The organism is Burkholderia sp. SR8, assembly GCF_052851275.1.
The window spans coordinates 214,573-230,268 of sequence record NZ_JAULUC010000004.1; the positions used below are offsets into that span (position 1 = coordinate 214,573).

The window sequence follows — 15,696 nt, forward strand, 5'->3', positions numbered from 1 at the left end:
TCTGGCCGGAATCGGACATGTGCATCGGCATGCCGGTGCGCGTCATCGCGCTATTCATGGCCCTGTTTTCCGCCGGGAAAATCAGCGGAAAAACGGTTACTGCCATTCTGCGAAACAGTCGTCTCTTTTTGCGCGCCTCAAATTGAGATGACTCATCGAAATCCCGGACTGACAGGGCACCGCCGGGCGGCCTATGCTTTGAAAAACGTTTTCCAGAACTTGACGGGCAAGCGGCCGCACCACGCAACGGGCCGGCCGCGGCCCGCCCCGGCGCCCGTCGCCGGTCACGAACAGGCATCGACATGCGGCGCGACGGGCGCGACCGCGCATCGGAGACATTCATGCAATCTGCCGTCGTCGGCGCCGTGCGGGCCGCCGCCAGCCGCTACCGCTGGACCGTCTGCGCGCTGCTGTTTTTCGCGACCGTCATCAACTACATGGATCGCCAGATCCTCGGCCTGCTCGCGCCGATGCTCCAGCACGACATCGGCTGGAGCCAGGTGCAGTACGGCCGCATCGTGATGGCGTTCTCGGCGTTCTATGCGATCGGGCTGCTCGGCTTCGGGCGCATCGTCGACTGGCTCGGCACGCGCATCTCGTATGCGGTCGCGATGCTGGTGTGGAGCATCGCCGCGATGCTGCACGCGGCGGTCGGCTCGGTGATGGGTTTCGCGGCCGTGCGCGCGCTGCTCGGGATCGGCGAGGGCGGCAACTTCCCGGCCGCGATCAAGACGACGGCGGAATGGTTTCCGCGCCGCGAACGCGCGCTCGCGACGGGCATCTTCAACTCGGGTGCGAACATCGGCGCGGTGTTCGCACCGGCGATCATTCCGGCGATCGCGGTCGCCTACGGATGGCGCGCGGCGTTCGTGATCATCGGCGCGATCGGCATCATCTGGCTCGCGGTATGGCTGGTGATGTATCGCACGGCCGACACGCGCGCGCTCGCCGCGGAATACGACGAGCCGCGCGACGAAGCCGAAGCGCTCGACGCGGCGAACGCGGACGCCGGCGCGCCGCGCTGGGGCGAGCTGATCCGCAAGCGCGAGACGTGGGCGTTCCTGATCGGCAAGTTCCTGACCGATCCGGTGTGGTGGTTCTACCTGTTCTGGCTGCCGAAGTGGCTGAACGAGTCGCGCGGGATGGACATGCAGCATATCGGCCTGCCGCTCGTGTGCATCTATGCGCTGACGACGGTCGGCAGCATCGGCGGCGGCTGGCTGTCGTCGATGCTGCTGCGCGCCGGCTGGAGCGTGAACGGCGCACGCAAGACGGCGATGCTGATCTGCGCATGCTGTGTGCTGCCGATCGCGTTCGTGTCGCAGGTGCAGAGCCTGTGGATCGCGGTGCTGATCGTCGGCCTCGCCGCCGCCGCGCACCAGGGCTGGTCGGCGAACCTGTTCACGACGGCGTCCGACCTGTTCCCGCGCCGCGCGGTCGCATCGGTGGTCGGCATCGGCGGGATGGCCGGGTCGATCGGCGGCGTGCTGTTCTCTGAAGTGATCGGCCAGGTGCTGCAACGCACCGGCCATTACTGGGTGCTGTTCGCGATCGGCGCGCTGGCCTACCTGCTCGCGCTGGCGGTCATGCACCTGCTCACGCCGAAGATGAAGCCGGCGAAGCTCGACGCGTGATCGTGATCGCCTCGCGGCAAACGAACGCGCCGCCCGCAGGCGGCGCGTTTTTATTTGAAGCCGAAGCGTAGGGCGGCGCAGCCGACTCGTTGAAGGATCCGGACGCGCGCTTCGACCCGCTCAACCAGCGGCGGCGAGCGATGCGCGCAGGGCGGCGGTGCCGATCAGTCGGAAGGTGCGGGCGCGTGCTTTCACCGGCTCAACCGGCAGCGGCCGTCGAGGCGCGCATGATCAGCCGCGGCTCGAACGTCGAGTAGCTCGCATCGGTGCGTCCGGCGAGCGCGTCGATCAGCTTCTGCATCGCGAGCTCCCCCATGTTCTCGCTCTGGATGTCGATGGTGGTCAGCGGCGGCGCCGCGTATTCGCCGTACGGCACGTTGTCGATGCCGGCGACGGACACGTCCTGCGGCAGCCGGAACCCGAGCGACGCGGCTTCCTTCATGAAGCCGAGCGCGATCAGGTCGTTGTAGCAGATCACGGCCTGCGGACGCTGCGGCCCGAGCATCACGCGCGAGCAGGCGCGCTCACCGGCTTCGGCGGTCGGCGCGTGCGCATCGTGCACGTCGAGCGTGAGCCCCGCTTCGGCGAGGCAGTCGCGCGCACCCTGGATCCGCTCGTCGTTCACGCGCGCAGTCCCGAAGCCGAGGTACGCGATGCGCGTGTGGCCGAGATTGAGCAGGTGCCGCGCGAGCATGTAGGTGGCGAGCCGGTTGTCGATGCCAACGCTCGGAATCGGCAGGCCGGGGCTGCGCCGCAACAGCACGAGCGGCTTGTGCAGGTCGAGCATCCAGCCGGCCTCGTCGTCGGGCATCCGCGTGCTGACGATCAGCCCGTCGACGCGCTGCGCGAGCGCCTCGATCAGCGAGCGTTCGCGCGCCTGGCTCTCTTCGGTATCGACGAGCAGCAGCGTGTAGTCGTGCTGGAGCGCGACGCGGTTCGCGCCTTTGACGACGTTCGTGAAATACGGGTTGCTGATGTCGAGGATCACGACGCCGATGGTGCGCGTGCGTCCGGTGATCATCGAGCGTGCGAGCGGGTTCGAACGGTAGCCGAGCCGCTCGATCGCTTCCTTCAGCCGCGCTTCGACGGTCGGCGAAAAGCGCTGCGTGCCGTTCACATACTTGGATACCGTCGCGACCGACACGCCGGCTTCCGCCGCCACGTCGCGGATCGTCGGGGAAACTTTTTTCATCGGAAGGGTAACGTTTTCGTTCGATTGCGCCCGATTGTGGCAGAAAAAGCGAGCGTCCGGCCAGCACGCGATATCGGGAAAATGCGGATGGCAGCGAGCAGGCTCGGCCATTGACGTCCGGCTTTTGTCCCGCGTATAGTTGGAAAACGTTTTCCGGTTTTCGGTATATCTTGCACAGATTCAAGGAGACAGATTCGATGAACGCCACCTCCACCGGCGCACGCAAGCCGTTCGGCCGCCTGCTGCTGACCGGCGCGGCCGGCAACCTCGGCCGCCAGCTGCGCGGCGCGCTGGCGAACTGGGCCGACATCGTGCGCGTGAGCGACATCGCCGCGCTGGACGATGCGGCCGCGCACGAAGAAACCCGGGTCGTCGACCTGTCCGACCGGCCGGCGGTAATGGACCTCGTCGACGGCGTCGACGCGATCGTCCACCTCGGCGGGATTTCGGTCGATGCGCCGTTCGACGATCTCGTCGATGCGAACATCACCGGCACGTACAACCTGTACGAAGCCGCGCGCAGGCACGGCGTGAAGCGGGTCGTGTTCGCGAGCTCGAACCACGCGATCGGTTTCCATCCGGTCACGGAAGTGCTCGATGCGGATTCGCCGCTGCGTCCGGACAGCCTCTATGGCGTGACGAAATGCTTCGGCGAGTCGCTGTCGCGCTACTACTTCGACCGCTTCGGGATCGAGACGGTGTGCCTGCGGATCGGCTCGTCGTTCGAAGTACCGAAGAACCCGCGCATGCTCGTGACGTATCTCAGCTATCGCGACTTCATCGAACTCGTGCGCTGCTCGCTGCTGACGAACCGCGTCGGGCACGCGATCGTGTACGGCGCGTCGGACAACCCGGTGAAGTGGTGGGACAACACGAAGGCCGGGTTCCTCGGCTTCCGGCCGCAGGACAGCTCCGAGCAGTTCGCCGGGCTGTTCCCGGTCACGGCGCCGACTGCCGACTACGACGATCCGGCGCAGCGCTACCAGGGCGGCGGTTTCGTCGTCGGCGAGCCGATGGAGCGCAACGCGAAGTAAGGGCGGCGGCACGCACGGGCGCCGGCGATCAGCGCAGGATGTCCGTCGCCTTGTGCCGTTCGTCCACGCCGTCGATCAGGATCAGCGGGCCGCTCGCATGCCGCGCGCGCAGCGGCTGGATCCGCCGGTACGCATCCGATTCGTACCATGCGCGCGCGGCAGCGAGATCGGGGAACGCGATCGCGATCAGGTCGCCGCGCCACACGCCTTCGCGCACGTCGGGCCGCGCGCCGTGAATGACGAAGTGGCCGTCGAACGGCGCGAGCGTGCCGTCGATGCGTTCGAGGTATTCGACGATGTCGTCGCACATTTCGACGTCGTGCAGATGGGCGATGGCGTAGGCGGTCATGGCGGGCTCCGGGGTATCGATGCAATGCGTGGTTCGGTGCAGCCATGATCGGCGCGCGGCCGTCGCGCGTCGATTACCTGCGACGTAAGCAAATCCATGTGGCCGCACGCAATGCCGGCCGTGCATCGACGGACGACGAAGCGCGCCGCTGCGGGCCTCGCCCGTGCAATACGCTCACGCGCGCTTGCGAACCGGCCGCGGACGCGGCACCGGCGCAGGGGCCGGCGCTGGCGCAGGCACCACGTCGCCCGCTTCCTTGCACAGCTTGTCCAGCATGCGTTGCGCGGCGCCCGCGCAATCCTCGCCGGCGGGCTTGTTCGCAATCTCGTCGATCAACACTTCCAGATGTCGCCGGTTCTGCGCGAGCCGCTGCTCGAGCAGCGCGATTTCGTCGACCTTGTGCCGCAGCGCGACCAGCAGTTCGTCGCGCGGCCATGCGCCGAAGTCCGGCGGCAGCACCGCGCGGATTTCGTCGAGGGTGAAGCCCGCGCATTGCGCACGGTCGATGATCGCGAGCCGCGTCAGCGCTTCCGGGCCGTATTCGCGATAGCCGTTCGCCTGACGCCGCGCCGGTTCGAGCAGGCCGCTCGCTTCGTAGAACCGGATGCGCGATGCCGCGATGCCGCTGGCGCGCGCGAGTTCGCCGATTTTCATTTCGTGCTCCACGGGGGCTTGACCTTAAAGTCGACTTTAAAGTTATGGTTGGTCATCGTCAATCGAGGATGCCCACCACCATGAACCTGTTTGCGTCCCTCACCCTCCCCAACGGCGCGGTGATCCCGAACCGGCTCGCCAAGGCCGCGATGGAAGAAAACATGGCCGATGCGGATCACGCGCCGTCCGCCGCGTTGCTGCGCCTGTACCAGGCATGGGCCGACGGCGGGGTCGGCCTGATCCTGACCGGCAACGTGATGGTGGACGGCCGCGCGATGACGGGCCCGAACGGTGTCGTGCTCGACAGCGACGCGCATCTCGACCGCTTCCGGCGCTGGGCGCAGGTCGCCCGCTCCGGCGGCGCGCACGTGTGGATGCAGATCAACCATCCGGGGCGCCAGATGCAGGCGGCGCTCGGCCAGACGACGCTCGCGCCGTCGGCCGTGCCGCTCGCGCTCGGCGCGCTGTCGAAGCAGTTTGCGGTGCCGAAGGAGATGACCGAAGCCGACATCGCCGACGTGCGGCAGTGCTTCGTGCGTGCCGCGCAGCTCGCCGAGCAAAGCGGCTTCACCGGCGTGCAGATCCATGCGGCGCACGGCTATCTGCTGAGCCAGTTCCTGTCGCCGTTGACGAACCGCCGGCAGGACGCGTGGGGCGGCACCATCGAACATCGTGCACGGCTGCTGCTCGACATCGTCCGCGACGTGCGTGCGACGGTATCGCCGGCGTTCGTCGTATCGGTGAAGCTGAATTCGGCGGATTTCCAGCGCGGCGGCTTCAGCGCGGATGACGCGAAGCGCGTCGTGGAGCTGCTGAATCCGCTGGGCGTCGATCTCGTCGAGCTGTCGGGCGGCAGCTACGAAGTACCGGCGATGCAGGGCGAAGCGCGCGACGGGCGCACGCTGGCCCGCGAAGCGTACTTCCTCGAATTCGCACGGGACATCACGGCCGTCGCCGCGATGCCGCTGATGGTGACGGGCGGGATCCGGCGCCGCGCGGTGGCCGAGCAGGTCGTCGCGAGCGGTGTCGCGATGGTCGGCATCGCGACCGCGCTGTCGATCGATCCGAACCTGCCGCGCGACTGGCAGGCCGGCAAGGACAGTGCGCCGGCGCTGCAGCCGATCCAGTGGAAGAACAAGACATTGGGCTCGCTCGCGAACATGGCCGTCGTGAAGTTCCAGCTCGCGCGGTTGAGCGCCGGACGGCGCACGCATCCGAGCGTGTCGCCGCTGCGCGCGCTCGTGTCGCAGCAGATGGCCGCGCAGTGCCAGACGCGGCGGTACAGGAAGTGGATGGCGGGGCGGGCGGCGAGCTAGCGGTGAACGCGGTGTGTTGCGCGGCCGGATGCCGGCTCACACCGGATACGCATCGTCGACCTTCAGGTTCGCCAGCCGGAACAGCGTGCGCAGCGTCTGCGGATGAATGTCGCGCCGCGCGGCGAGCGACGTCAGCATGAAGTCGAGGACTTTCGCGTAGCGCAGCAGCACGAGGCAGCGTGCGAGATCCGCGTTGCCGCCGCGCATGCCTTCCGCGTAGTGAACCATCTGGGTCGACAGCGAGCGCGCCATCTCGAGTTCCATCTGCTGTTTTTCGGTCCATTCGGGCTGCGGCTGTTCGAGCAGTTTCGCGAGAAAAAGCTGGAACGACGTATCGGACGAGTTGGGCAGCGCATCCATGACGAGCCTCGTTGCTTTGCGTGGATCGTTCGGGCGTCTCCGGTGGACGGATCGCGATCCGGGTTCATGTCCGCGCCGATCGGCGGCGCAGCGGTCACTGCAATGCGAATGCAGATTCCGTACCAGCGCCGCGAACCGATTGTTGAGCATTGTTGACGCGGGGCGCGGCAGCGGGCAGCGCGTCCCGCCGATACTGGCTCGCACGGAAACTCGAAGCCGGCATCCATACGCTGCGCGCAGTCGCGCTCGGCCGCGCTGCGGACCGCGAACCGATGAAATGCTTCAGCGATGTAACGTAACGCCGGGTCGAAACCGCGTGCGTGTTTCCGTTGCGGAACAGGCTGACCGTCGCCGCGCGCGAGCGCCGGCAGCGTCGGATCCACGTCCGCCGGGCATCGGCTCTGCCGTGCGCGGTGAACGCAATGGGCATTGGCTGCACGACGGAATGCCGCGACCCGTGCGCCGGATGTTTCATAACCGAGACGTTTTCGTGGGCGGCGATCCCGATGCGTACGCAACGGACGTACCCGCGCCACCCAACTGGCCCAGCGAATACGCGGACAATTGTCCATGGGCAGCCGCGCGACGATTGCGAACAATCGCAGCATCATCCCCGCGAGGTTCGACATGAGCGTTCACGCCTTCTTCTCGGCCAACCTGCTGCTGGCCTACACGGCCTACTTGATCGGCACGGCCAGCCCCGGCCCCAGCAACCTCGCGATCATGTCGGTCGCCGCGAACCACGGCCGCAAGGCCGCACTCGTGTTCGCGCTCGGCGTGATCTCGGGTTCGATGTGCTGGGCGACGATGGCCGCGCTGGGCGTATCGGCAGCGCTGCTCGCATGGTCGAAGCTGCTGGTCGCGATCAAGCTGTTCGGCGGCGTGTATCTGCTGTGGCTCGCGTTCAAGTCGGGCCGCACCGCGTGGTCGCCGGGCGCGGCCGCCGCGCCGAACGCCGCGCCCGAGCAACGGCTGTCGCGCTTCTATGCACGCGGCGCGATGCTGCATCTGACGAATCCGAAAGCGATCCTGGTGTGGGTGTCGATCGTCGCGCTGTCGTCGAACGGCGCGGGCGCGTCGCACGGTGCGGTCGTGCCGGGCTGCATCGCGATCGGTTGCGCGGTGTTCGGCGGTTACGCGCTGGTGTTCTCGACGGACGGCGCACGCCGGCTGTACGTGCGCGGCCGGCGCGCGATGGAAGCGTGTCTCGCGGTGGTGTTCGGGCTCGCCGGGATCCGGCTGCTCGCATCGAACGTCTGAACGAACGATCCGCCGCGCGAGCCGGCGGCGGATCGTTCATCGCATCGTCGCGGCTTCAGCGCGTCAGAAAATGAAGCCCGTGTTGATGAACTTCGAGTAGTGGTCCGACACGATCGAATCGAGCAGCTGCTTGCTGCCTTCGGTCTGCTTCGCGGCGACCATCGAGCGGATCGAGAACGCGCGCAGCGCATCGGTCACCGACAGCGTGCCTTCCGCCGAATCCTTGCGCCCCGCGAACGGGAACACGTCGGGCCCGCGCTGGCACTGGCAGTTGATGTTCACGCGGCACACCTGGTTCACGAGCGGATCGACGAGCGCGCCGATCTGCGCCGGATCCGAACCGAAGATGCTGACCTGCTGGCCGTGCTCGGACGTCGTCACGTAGTCGAGCGCGGTTTCGACGTCGTCGAACGCCGCGACCGGAATGATCGGCCCGAACTGCTCCTCGCGATACAGCTTCATCCCTTCGGTCACCGGATACACGACGGCCGGATAGAACAGCGTCTTGCTGAACTCGCCGCCCTGATGGTTGACGACCTGCGCACCGCGGGCCTTCGCGTCGTCGATCGCGTCGGTCATGTACGCGGTGCGATGCATGCCCGGCAGCGGCGTGATGCTGACGCCGTTCTCCCACGGCATGCCGATCTTCAGCTGCTCGAGCGCGGCGGTGAAGCGCTTCAGGAATGCGTCGACGATCGAGCGGTGCACGAGCAGCATCTTCAGCGCGGTGCAGCGCTGGCCGTTGAACGACAGCGCGCCGAGCAGGCACTCCTTCACCGTGAGGTCGAGATCGGCGTCGGGCAGCACGATCGCCGCGTTCTTCGCGTCGAGGCCGAGGATCGCGCGCAGCCGGTGCGACTTCGGGTGCTGCTTCTTCAGGTGATCGGCGACCTTGCTCGAGCCGATCAGCGCGAGCACGTTGATCTTGCCCGACGCGAGCATGTGCGGCACGACCACCGCGCCCGGCGCGTAGATCGTGTTGATCACGCCTTTCGGGAACGCGTCGCGGAACGCTTCGAGCAGCGGCTCGAACAGCAGCGTGCCGTACTGCGGCGGTTTGAACACCACGGTGTTGCCCATCAGCAGCGCGGGGATCAGCGTCGCGAACGTTTCGTTCAGCGGATAGTTGTACGGCCCCATGCACAGCACGACGCCGAGCGGCGTGCGGCGGATCTGGCCGATCGTGCCTTCGGCGATCACGAAGCGCGAGTTCGCGTTGTCGAGTTCCTTCAGCGCGTCGATCGTCTGCGTCATGTACGTGACGGTGCGGTCGAACTCCTTCTGCGAATCGGCGAGGCTCTTGCCGATCTCCCACATGATCAGGTTCACGACCAGCTCGCGCTGCGCGACCATCCGCTTGATGAAATCCTGCATGCACGCGATGCGCTGCTCGACCTTCATCGTCGGCCACTCGCCGCGGCCCGAGTCGTACGCGCGCACCGCGGCATCGAGCGCCGCGTCGCTTTCCGTCTCGCCCATCACCGGGTAGCTGCCGATCTCCATCTGGGCGACGCTGCCGTCCGGCTGGCGCACGCACACCGGCGACAGCACGGTCTTGGTCGTGCCGTCCCACGGCCGCAGCTCGCCGTCGACCAGCGACACGCGCTGATGGATCGGCGCCGCGAGCCGGAACTCGGCGGGGATGTCTTGATAGGCGGGAAACAGCTGCTGCAGGGAGGCGGAATCGGGCATGACGGTCTCGTTTGACGGGTGTCCGGGAAGGACGGGCGATGCGGAATCCTGAGCTGAGTGTTCGTCGATCCTGAATCGGCATGATGACGCGCGGACGACGATGCGTCACGCGGCGGCGCGGGCCGAAAGGATGGTTGGAACCAGTTCCATTTAAAAGGAACGCCGCGCCGATTGCAAGAATTGCCGAACGCCGCCGCGTCGTGCGTAAGCGATTTGTAGGACTGTTTCCGAATGCCGGGTATAAGCCGTCCGGTGCACGCGCAAACGTTTCACTTTGGCCGGATTGCGCGGATAATGGTCGAGCGCGGCGAAGTAAAAAATGCCCCGGAACCTGAGAGAACGTACGCAGTGAACAACAGAGAGAAGGTCCGCCGCGCTGCCGATGCGAGGTCGGCTGCCCGGAGCGCCGGGTCGGGGTTGCCCGGCCCGGCGCGCACCGGACTCACCGCGCGATGCCGCGCTCACTCGACGTCTTCGTCATCCTCTTCGTCCACCGCTTCGTCCCGCCCCGGCGCCGCATACGCGCTCGCCTGCTCCAGCAACCACGTCCGAAACGACTCCAGCGGCTTGCTGTGGCTGAACTCCGTCGGATACACGAGGTAGTACGCCGAATCGCCGACCGTCGCGGCGTCGCACGGCACGACGAGGCCGAGCTGCTGCAACTGTTGCTCGACGAAGAACTTCGGCACGAGCGCGATGCCGAGCCCGGCCGCGGCCGCGCTGATCAGCATCGTGTGCAACTCGTAGCGCACGCCCTGCATCGTGCGGATGTCGTCGACGCCATGCGCCTCGAACCATTGCGCCCATGCGCCCGGGCGCGTGGTCGAGTGCAGCAGCGGATACGCGAGCAGATCCTCGACGCGTGCGACCGGCCCGTTCAGCAGCGCCGGCGAGCAGATCGGCACGACTTCCTCGCCGAACAGATAGTCGGACGACGTGCCGGGCCAGGTCGGCTTGCCGTAGTGGATCGCGGCCTCGAAGTGCGTGTCCTCGAACGAGAACAGGTCGGTGCGGCTGCCCATGTTCACGCGCACGTCGGGCGTGCGGTCGTAGAAGCTCTTGATGCGCGGGATCAGCCAGTGCGACGCGAAGGTCGGCAGCACCGCGAGCTCCAGATAGCCGCCGCCGCTGCCGTGCGCGATGATCGACAGCGTGTCGCGGTCGAGCGCTTCGAGCGCGCGCCGCACCTGCGTGCCGTACAGCTTGCCGGCGCGCGTCAGCACGACGCGCTGCTTCACGCGGGCGAACAGCCGCACGCCGAGGCTCGCTTCCAGCGTCGCGATCTGCCGCGATACCGCGCTTTCGGTCAGGAACAGTTCCTTCGCCGCGTGCGTGAAGCTTTCGTGGCGCGCCGCGGCTTCGAAAGCCACGAGCGCACCCATGTTGGGGATCTTGAATTTGCGCATGATGCTCGTATCGTCTGACGAACGGATCCGCCCGAAGCGGCGCCGGCGGGTGGGGTGCGGGGAACGCGACTAGTTCCAAAAACTCATCACGTGTCAATTTAATCTCGCTTTACGCCCCGCTGCAACCCTTTGAATAATGCATCCCACGCAAGGCCACGCGCCCGCACGGCGGCCGGCCACCCGAGTTGCCGGCACGTTTGCCGGCAGTCCCCGAATACGAGAATCCTGATGCGCAATCCGAATATCGAGAGCTTGCTGACGAAGCTGCTGGGGCAGGCGAAGACCGACGCCCTGTTCGCGACCCTGAACATGCCGGCCATCCTCGACGAATGGGAAACCGACGTCGTCACGCGCGCCGAAATCGCGCAGGCGATGAACATGGCGCTGTTCGAAGGGCTGCTCGAGCGTTCGGCGAACGGCCGCGCATACACGGCCGAGGCGATCGAAAACGGCGGGTCGGTGTACTTCGACCACGGCGCGCTGCGCACGGTGCGCTGGCCGCATACGGGCGCGCTGCCGCCGGGCGAAGCCGCGTTCACGCGGATCCTGCGTCCGCTCGGCTTTCGCCTGAACGGCCGCTATCCGCTCGACAAGCTCGGCATGACCGGCCGCGCCTACGCGCACGAGGACGCGCCGGACGAGATCGCGCAGTTCTTCGTCAGCGAACTGCATCCGGAGCGCTTCTCGAAGGAATTCCAGCAGGCGGTGACGAACGTCGTCAGCTCGTCGCGCGATCCGCTGTCGCCGGCGGCCGTCGCGCTGTTGTGGGAGATCGAGCGCGAAGGCTGGCTGCCGCTCGACGCCGCGCATGCGCTGCTGCCGGAGATCGTCGGTGCGTTCGCGCGGCAGCACGACGTGCCGAACGAACTCGATTACGAGACGCTGCTGCTCGAATCGGCCGAGATGGCGTGGATCGCGACCGAAGGCAACGCGTTCAATCATGCGACCGATCGCGTGGCCGACGTGTTCAAGCTGTCCGACGACGAGAAGGCGAAGGGCCGGCCGATGAAGCCGGAAGTCGAGCGCTCGCGTTCGGGCCGCGTGTTCCAGACCGCGTACCGCGCGGACATCGTCGAGCGCGAGTTCCGCACGCGCGACGGCGGCACGGTGAAGCGCAACGTGCCGGGCTCGTTCTACGAGTTCATCACGCGCCGTCGCACGTTCGACCAGGCGGCGCGCCGCTGGGTGACGGACCTGCGTTTCGATGCGGGCAACGCGCAGGGCATCTTCAAGATGACGGCGAACGCGGCGAAGTAACGCGCGGCGCACGCATGAAGAGAAACGGGCCGGTGGCTGGAAGCAGCCATCGGCCCGTTTGCGCTGAATGGGCGGCGCGATCGTCAGAATACGTGCATGATCAGATAGATCAGTACCAGCACGCCGATCGGTACGCCGAGCAGCCATGCGATCAGATATTTTCCCATCTCGTTGTCCTCCGCGTGGTCCGCGACGCGGGATGCGTCGCGGCGGGGCAAGACGAACGGTTCGTTACAGCTCGCGATCGAAGTCCTTCAGTTGCCGCTCGGCTTCGTCGCGTGCGATCCCGTAACGCTCCTGGATCCTGCCGACCAGATAATCGCGGTTGCCTTCGGCGACGGCCAGGTCGTCGTCGGTGAGCTTGCCCCACTTGGCCTTCAGCTTGCCGGTCAACTGCTTCCATTGACCCTTGATCTTGTCTTCGTTCATGGTGTGCTCCTGGAGTTAGGGGAGAAAAGCGCGGCGCTCGGCCGCGTGACAGCTCAGGCCTTCGCCTTCAGGCCGGACGAATCGACGTGCTTCACGCCCTTGATCGCGCGCGTCACGGCGACGGCCTTCTTGACTGCGGTCTTCGACGGCAGCACACCCGTCAGCGTGACGACGCCGTCCACCGTCTTCACGCTGATGTCGGTGCTCTTCACGCCCTTGGTGGTCGCGAGTTCGCTCTTCACCTTGGTCGTGATCCACGTATCGGTCACCGGCTGGTCCGAATCCGACTTCATCGTGGTGTCGCTCGACGACGATGCCTGGGTCTGCGCCTGTACGTTCGTGAGCGGTGCGGCGGCGAGCAGGAACGCCGCGCTCGCGGCGAGCAGGGTCGAAAGGTGCGAGGTCTTGTTCATTGCTGTTCTCCTTCGATTGGCATGGTGGATGGATGAATCGACGAACGCGAAGCGCGGCGCGCGCTACCGGGCGATCGGCGTGTCGTAGCCGGGCTCGCGCGGCGGCATGTCCGGGCGCGGCACGTCGGGCGGCAGCGGCACCGGTGGATCGGTGCCGGGCGAAGGTTCGGGCGGATGGTCCGGGGCCGGCTCGGGCCGCGTCGGATCGGGTGGCTGATGCAGCTTCATCAGGTGATCCTCCTCTGCGGTATGGATGGACAGCGCATGAGCGCCGATGCAGTACCAGCGTACCGGCGCGAATGCACGTGGACATCGCGCAAATTCACCGGATGGGCTAGTGCGTTTGCACGGGGACGGAACGGCGCAGCGGGAACGGCAAATGCGACCGCACATGCGCAAAGCGCGCGGCAGACGGGCGGGGCACGCTGCGCGCGGCTCGGCGAGGTAGCGCACGCAGGCGGCGCTGCACGCGAATGTACTATTGCGCATGGTGCATCCGCGCCTGCCCGCCGTCGCGGCGGCACGCGATCATCGCGGCACGCGCCGGGCCGGCGCGCATCCGCGCGGATGCGGCCGGACCGGCAACCATGCACACGACGTGGACCACCCATCAATGGACGAACGAGTAAACGAACAGGTGCTGAAGTCGCATACCGACCGGCGCCAGCTGCATCAGATCATCGCGGGGCTCACCGAGGGCGTGATCCTGATCGAACCAGACCAGCGCATCGTATGGGCGAACGAAGCGGCGCTCGCGATGCACGGCGTCAGCGAGCTCGACGCGCTCGGCGCGAACGTCACCGAGTATCGCGAGCGCTTCCGCCTGCGCTATCGCAACAACCATCCGGTGCGCGACGGTCACTATCCGATGGATCGCGTGATCGCAGGCGAGGAGTTCAGCGACGTGACGGTCGAAGTCGAATCGGCGGCCGACGAGAACGTGAGCTGGGTCCACCGGATCCGCAGTCTCGTGCTGACCAACGCGGCCGGCGAGCCCGACTGCCTCGCGCTCGTGCTGCACGACGCGACCGAATGGGCGTGCGCGGAGGACCGCTTCGAACGCACCTTCAACGCGAACCCGGCGCCGGCCGTGATCTGCCGGCTCGACGATTTGCGGTACGTGAAGGTCAACCAGGGCTTCCTCGACATGACCGGCCACACGCGCGACGACGTGCTCGGCCGTTCCGTGTACGAGATCGATGTGCTCGAACAGGCCGAGCGGCGCGAACTCGCGATCGAGCGCCTCGGCGACGGCGCGACGATCCCGCAGATGGAGGCAGTACTCAAGCGCGCGGACGGCCACCCGAACGCGGTCGTCGTCGCCGGACAGCCGATCGACATGAACGGCGAGGCATGCATGCTGTTCACGTTCACCGATCTCGAACCGCGCAAGCAGGCGGAGTTCGCGCTGCGGCAGAGCGAGGAGCGCTTCGCCAAGGCGTTCCGGATGGCGCCGGTCGCGACCGCGATCGTCACGGCCGACGGGTTCGCGCTGCTCGACGTGAACGATGCATTCGTCGGAATGACCGGCCATCCGCGCGACGAGCTGCTCGGCAAGTCCGCGGACGAGATCGGCTTGTGGGCCGAGCGCGGTGCGCGGCAGCAGCTCGACAGCCAGCTCGCGCGCGACGGCAACGTGCGCAACGCGGACGTGCAGATCCGCACGCGCGACGGCGACGTGCGCGATTGCGTGGTGTCCGCCGATCCGGTCGCGATTCACGGACAGGATTGCCTGCTGATCGCGCTGCTCGACATCAGCGATCGCAAGCGTACCGAGATGGAGCTCGTGTATGCGATCGAGACCGCGATGCAGGACGCGTCATGGTTCAGCCGCACGCTGATCGAAAAACTCGCGAACGTGCGCCGCGCGAATGCGCCGGATGCGGGTGCGCAGCTGTCGGACCTCACCGCGCGCGAGCGCGACGTGTTCGACCTGCTGTGTCACGGCCTCGCCGACAAGGAGATCGCCGGCCGGCTCGGGCTCGCGCCGAATACCGTCCGCAATCACGTCGCGACGATCTACGCGAAGCTCGACGTGCATAGCCGCGGCGAGGCGATCGTGTGGGCACGCGAGCGCGGAATCGTCGGCGCGGCCGAGCCGAACGGCGCGCGCGGCGAGAAGACGGCCGAGAAAAACACCAACGACTGACGCCGCGATTTCACGCCCTTCGGTGCGAATGCACCATCCCGGCTGGTGCATCCGCATCTGCCGCGGGCGGCGCGCGGCTGCGATCCTGTCCGCTCGGCGGTGCGGCGCACGCTGCCGCGCCGTCGGCTCTCTCCCCAACTCATCGCAGGAGACGACCATGGACAGGAATCGCATCGAAGGCAAGCTCAAACAAGTGAAAGGTTCGGTCAAGGAAGCGCTCGGCAAGGTGACGGGCGACCGCGCGACGGAAGCGGAAGGCGTGGCCGAACAGCAGGCCGGCAAGCTGCAGGAGAAGGCAGGCGAGGCGGCCGATGCGGTGCGCCATCATACGGGCACCGATACGCACATCGGCCCGGACCGTCATTGACGAATCGCGTGATGCGCGCCGCGTCGCGCCGTGCGGGGCCGTTGCGCCGCCCGATACAGCGATGATTCTGCATCGGCATTACCCCGCGCGGCCTTGCTGCAATGGCCTCTGCGCGCATTCCGCGTGGAATTTTCCCTTCCGGCCCGCCCGTCGCGCGGGCCGCGCACGGTCGGCATCGCCGACA

At 67.0% G+C, this 15,696-nt stretch carries 18 protein-coding genes; 8 read left to right on the top strand and 10 right to left on the bottom strand.

The window, feature by feature from the left end:
* Positions 1 to 17: 17 nt before the first annotated feature.
* Together Q3A80_RS06745 and Q3A80_RS06750 are read left to right on the top strand one after the other, a co-directional pair.
* Positions 18 to 146, top strand: a complete 129-nt coding sequence (locus Q3A80_RS06745) for a hypothetical protein (RefSeq protein WP_446328290.1) — start codon at positions 18 to 20, stop codon at positions 144 to 146.
* 195 nt (positions 147 to 341) lie between these two features.
* A complete protein-coding gene (locus Q3A80_RS06750; RefSeq protein WP_446328291.1) occupies positions 342 to 1,634 on the top strand; it encodes an MFS transporter in 1,293 nt (430 codons plus the stop codon).
* Between the two features lie 199 nt (positions 1,635 to 1,833).
* Here Q3A80_RS06750 and Q3A80_RS06755 read toward each other — a convergent pair whose 3' ends face one another.
* Positions 1,834 to 2,937 (bottom strand): LacI family DNA-binding transcriptional regulator, encoded by a 1,104-nt coding sequence (locus tag Q3A80_RS06755; protein WP_446328292.1) that lies wholly within the window; start codon positions 2,935 to 2,937, stop codon positions 1,834 to 1,836.
* 86 nt (positions 2,938 to 3,023) lie between these two features.
* Here Q3A80_RS06755 and Q3A80_RS06760 point away from each other — a divergent pair, with 86 nt between their 5' ends.
* Positions 3,024 to 3,860 carry an NAD-dependent epimerase/dehydratase family protein gene (locus Q3A80_RS06760; protein ID WP_446328293.1) on the top strand — a complete coding sequence of 279 codons (837 nt, stop codon included), beginning with the start codon at positions 3,024 to 3,026 and terminating at the stop codon, positions 3,858 to 3,860.
* A 28-nt stretch (positions 3,861 to 3,888) separates the two neighbouring features.
* Here Q3A80_RS06760 and Q3A80_RS06765 read toward each other — a convergent pair whose 3' ends face one another.
* Together Q3A80_RS06765 and Q3A80_RS06770 are read right to left on the bottom strand one after the other, a co-directional pair.
* On the bottom strand, positions 3,889 to 4,209 hold the full coding sequence (locus tag Q3A80_RS06765; RefSeq protein ID WP_446328294.1) for a DUF1330 domain-containing protein: 321 nt from the start codon (positions 4,207 to 4,209) through the stop codon (positions 3,889 to 3,891).
* 174 nt (positions 4,210 to 4,383) lie between these two features.
* Positions 4,384 to 4,863 (bottom strand): MerR family transcriptional regulator, encoded by a 480-nt coding sequence (locus Q3A80_RS06770; protein WP_446328295.1) that lies wholly within the window; start codon positions 4,861 to 4,863, stop codon positions 4,384 to 4,386.
* 80 nt (positions 4,864 to 4,943) lie between these two features.
* Between Q3A80_RS06770 and Q3A80_RS06775 the strand changes: the two genes are divergently transcribed.
* A complete protein-coding gene (locus Q3A80_RS06775) occupies positions 4,944 to 6,179 on the top strand; it encodes an NADH:flavin oxidoreductase/NADH oxidase family protein (RefSeq protein WP_446328296.1) in 1,236 nt (411 codons plus the stop codon).
* A gap of 36 nt (positions 6,180 to 6,215) precedes the next feature.
* On the opposite strand, the gene Q3A80_RS06780 is transcribed toward Q3A80_RS06775, so the two are convergent.
* Positions 6,216 to 6,539 carry a DNA-binding protein gene (locus Q3A80_RS06780; protein ID WP_446328297.1) on the bottom strand — a complete coding sequence of 108 codons (324 nt, stop codon included), beginning with the start codon at positions 6,537 to 6,539 and terminating at the stop codon, positions 6,216 to 6,218.
* A 627-nt stretch (positions 6,540 to 7,166) separates the two neighbouring features.
* Between Q3A80_RS06780 and Q3A80_RS06785 the strand changes: the two genes are divergently transcribed.
* Complete coding sequence (locus Q3A80_RS06785; RefSeq protein WP_446328298.1) at positions 7,167 to 7,799, top strand: LysE family translocator; 633 nt, start codon at positions 7,167 to 7,169, stop codon at positions 7,797 to 7,799.
* A gap of 63 nt (positions 7,800 to 7,862) precedes the next feature.
* Here the strand turns inward: Q3A80_RS06785 and Q3A80_RS06790 are convergent, their stop codons facing one another.
* Positions 7,863 to 9,491: an NADP-dependent glyceraldehyde-3-phosphate dehydrogenase gene (locus Q3A80_RS06790; protein WP_446328299.1), complete on the bottom strand. Its 1,629-nt coding sequence runs from the start codon at positions 9,489 to 9,491 to the stop codon at positions 7,863 to 7,865.
* A 461-nt stretch (positions 9,492 to 9,952) separates the two neighbouring features.
* Positions 9,953 to 10,897 (bottom strand): LysR family transcriptional regulator, encoded by a 945-nt coding sequence (locus Q3A80_RS06795; protein ID WP_446328300.1) that lies wholly within the window; start codon positions 10,895 to 10,897, stop codon positions 9,953 to 9,955.
* 228 nt (positions 10,898 to 11,125) lie between these two features.
* Between Q3A80_RS06795 and Q3A80_RS06800 the strand changes: the two genes are divergently transcribed.
* Positions 11,126 to 12,154 carry a 2-oxoadipate dioxygenase/decarboxylase family protein gene (locus tag Q3A80_RS06800; protein ID WP_446328301.1) on the top strand — a complete coding sequence of 343 codons (1,029 nt, stop codon included), beginning with the start codon at positions 11,126 to 11,128 and terminating at the stop codon, positions 12,152 to 12,154.
* Between the two features lie 83 nt (positions 12,155 to 12,237).
* Here the strand turns inward: Q3A80_RS06800 and Q3A80_RS06805 are convergent, their stop codons facing one another.
* From Q3A80_RS06805 to Q3A80_RS06820, 4 genes are all read right to left on the bottom strand, one after another.
* On the bottom strand, positions 12,238 to 12,372 hold the full coding sequence (locus Q3A80_RS06805) for a hypothetical protein (protein WP_446328302.1): 135 nt from the start codon (positions 12,370 to 12,372) through the stop codon (positions 12,238 to 12,240).
* Positions 12,373 to 12,385: 13 nt separating this feature from the next.
* Positions 12,386 to 12,583: a CsbD family protein gene (locus tag Q3A80_RS06810; RefSeq protein ID WP_151063835.1), complete on the bottom strand. Its 198-nt coding sequence runs from the start codon at positions 12,581 to 12,583 to the stop codon at positions 12,386 to 12,388.
* 53 nt (positions 12,584 to 12,636) lie between these two features.
* Positions 12,637 to 12,996, bottom strand: coding sequence for a BON domain-containing protein (locus tag Q3A80_RS06815; protein ID WP_446328303.1), 360 nt, complete (start codon positions 12,994 to 12,996; stop codon positions 12,637 to 12,639).
* Between the two features lie 63 nt (positions 12,997 to 13,059).
* Positions 13,060 to 13,224 carry a hypothetical protein gene (locus Q3A80_RS06820; RefSeq protein WP_446328304.1) on the bottom strand — a complete coding sequence of 55 codons (165 nt, stop codon included), beginning with the start codon at positions 13,222 to 13,224 and terminating at the stop codon, positions 13,060 to 13,062.
* A gap of 385 nt (positions 13,225 to 13,609) precedes the next feature.
* Here Q3A80_RS06820 and Q3A80_RS06825 point away from each other — a divergent pair, with 385 nt between their 5' ends.
* Together Q3A80_RS06825 and Q3A80_RS06830 are read left to right on the top strand one after the other, a co-directional pair.
* The gene (locus tag Q3A80_RS06825) at positions 13,610 to 15,145 is read left to right on the top strand and encodes a PAS domain S-box protein (RefSeq protein ID WP_446328305.1); all 1,536 of its coding nucleotides are present in this window, start codon (positions 13,610 to 13,612) and stop codon (positions 15,143 to 15,145) included.
* A gap of 157 nt (positions 15,146 to 15,302) precedes the next feature.
* Positions 15,303 to 15,512 (top strand): CsbD family protein, encoded by a 210-nt coding sequence (locus Q3A80_RS06830; protein ID WP_446328306.1) that lies wholly within the window; start codon positions 15,303 to 15,305, stop codon positions 15,510 to 15,512.
* Positions 15,513 to 15,696: the final 184 nt, after the last annotated feature.

Coding starts and splice junctions, on each gene's coding strand:
- Q3A80_RS06745 (WP_446328290.1), top strand. CDS start 18: ATGTGCATCGGCATGCCGGTGCGCGTCATCGCGCTATTCATGGCCCTG.
- Q3A80_RS06750 (WP_446328291.1), top strand. CDS start 342: ATGCAATCTGCCGTCGTCGGCGCCGTGCGGGCCGCCGCCAGCCGCTAC.
- Q3A80_RS06755 (WP_446328292.1), bottom strand. CDS start 2,937: ATGGCCGAGCCTGCTCGCTGCCATCCGCATTTTCCCGATATCGCGTGC.
- Q3A80_RS06760 (WP_446328293.1), top strand. CDS start 3,024: ATGAACGCCACCTCCACCGGCGCACGCAAGCCGTTCGGCCGCCTGCTG.
- Q3A80_RS06765 (WP_446328294.1), bottom strand. CDS start 4,209: ATGACCGCCTACGCCATCGCCCATCTGCACGACGTCGAAATGTGCGAC.
- Q3A80_RS06770 (WP_446328295.1), bottom strand. CDS start 4,863: ATGAAAATCGGCGAACTCGCGCGCGCCAGCGGCATCGCGGCATCGCGC.
- Q3A80_RS06775 (WP_446328296.1), top strand. CDS start 4,944: ATGAACCTGTTTGCGTCCCTCACCCTCCCCAACGGCGCGGTGATCCCG.
- Q3A80_RS06780 (WP_446328297.1), bottom strand. CDS start 6,539: ATGGATGCGCTGCCCAACTCGTCCGATACGTCGTTCCAGCTTTTTCTC.
- Q3A80_RS06785 (WP_446328298.1), top strand. CDS start 7,167: ATGAGCGTTCACGCCTTCTTCTCGGCCAACCTGCTGCTGGCCTACACG.
- Q3A80_RS06790 (WP_446328299.1), bottom strand. CDS start 9,491: ATGCCCGATTCCGCCTCCCTGCAGCAGCTGTTTCCCGCCTATCAAGAC.
- Q3A80_RS06795 (WP_446328300.1), bottom strand. CDS start 10,897: ATGCGCAAATTCAAGATCCCCAACATGGGTGCGCTCGTGGCTTTCGAA.
- Q3A80_RS06800 (WP_446328301.1), top strand. CDS start 11,126: ATGCGCAATCCGAATATCGAGAGCTTGCTGACGAAGCTGCTGGGGCAG.
- Q3A80_RS06810 (WP_151063835.1), bottom strand. CDS start 12,583: ATGAACGAAGACAAGATCAAGGGTCAATGGAAGCAGTTGACCGGCAAG.
- Q3A80_RS06815 (WP_446328303.1), bottom strand. CDS start 12,996: ATGAACAAGACCTCGCACCTTTCGACCCTGCTCGCCGCGAGCGCGGCG.
- Q3A80_RS06820 (WP_446328304.1), bottom strand. CDS start 13,224: ATGAAGCTGCATCAGCCACCCGATCCGACGCGGCCCGAGCCGGCCCCG.
- Q3A80_RS06825 (WP_446328305.1), top strand. CDS start 13,610: ATGGACGAACGAGTAAACGAACAGGTGCTGAAGTCGCATACCGACCGG.
- Q3A80_RS06830 (WP_446328306.1), top strand. CDS start 15,303: ATGGACAGGAATCGCATCGAAGGCAAGCTCAAACAAGTGAAAGGTTCG.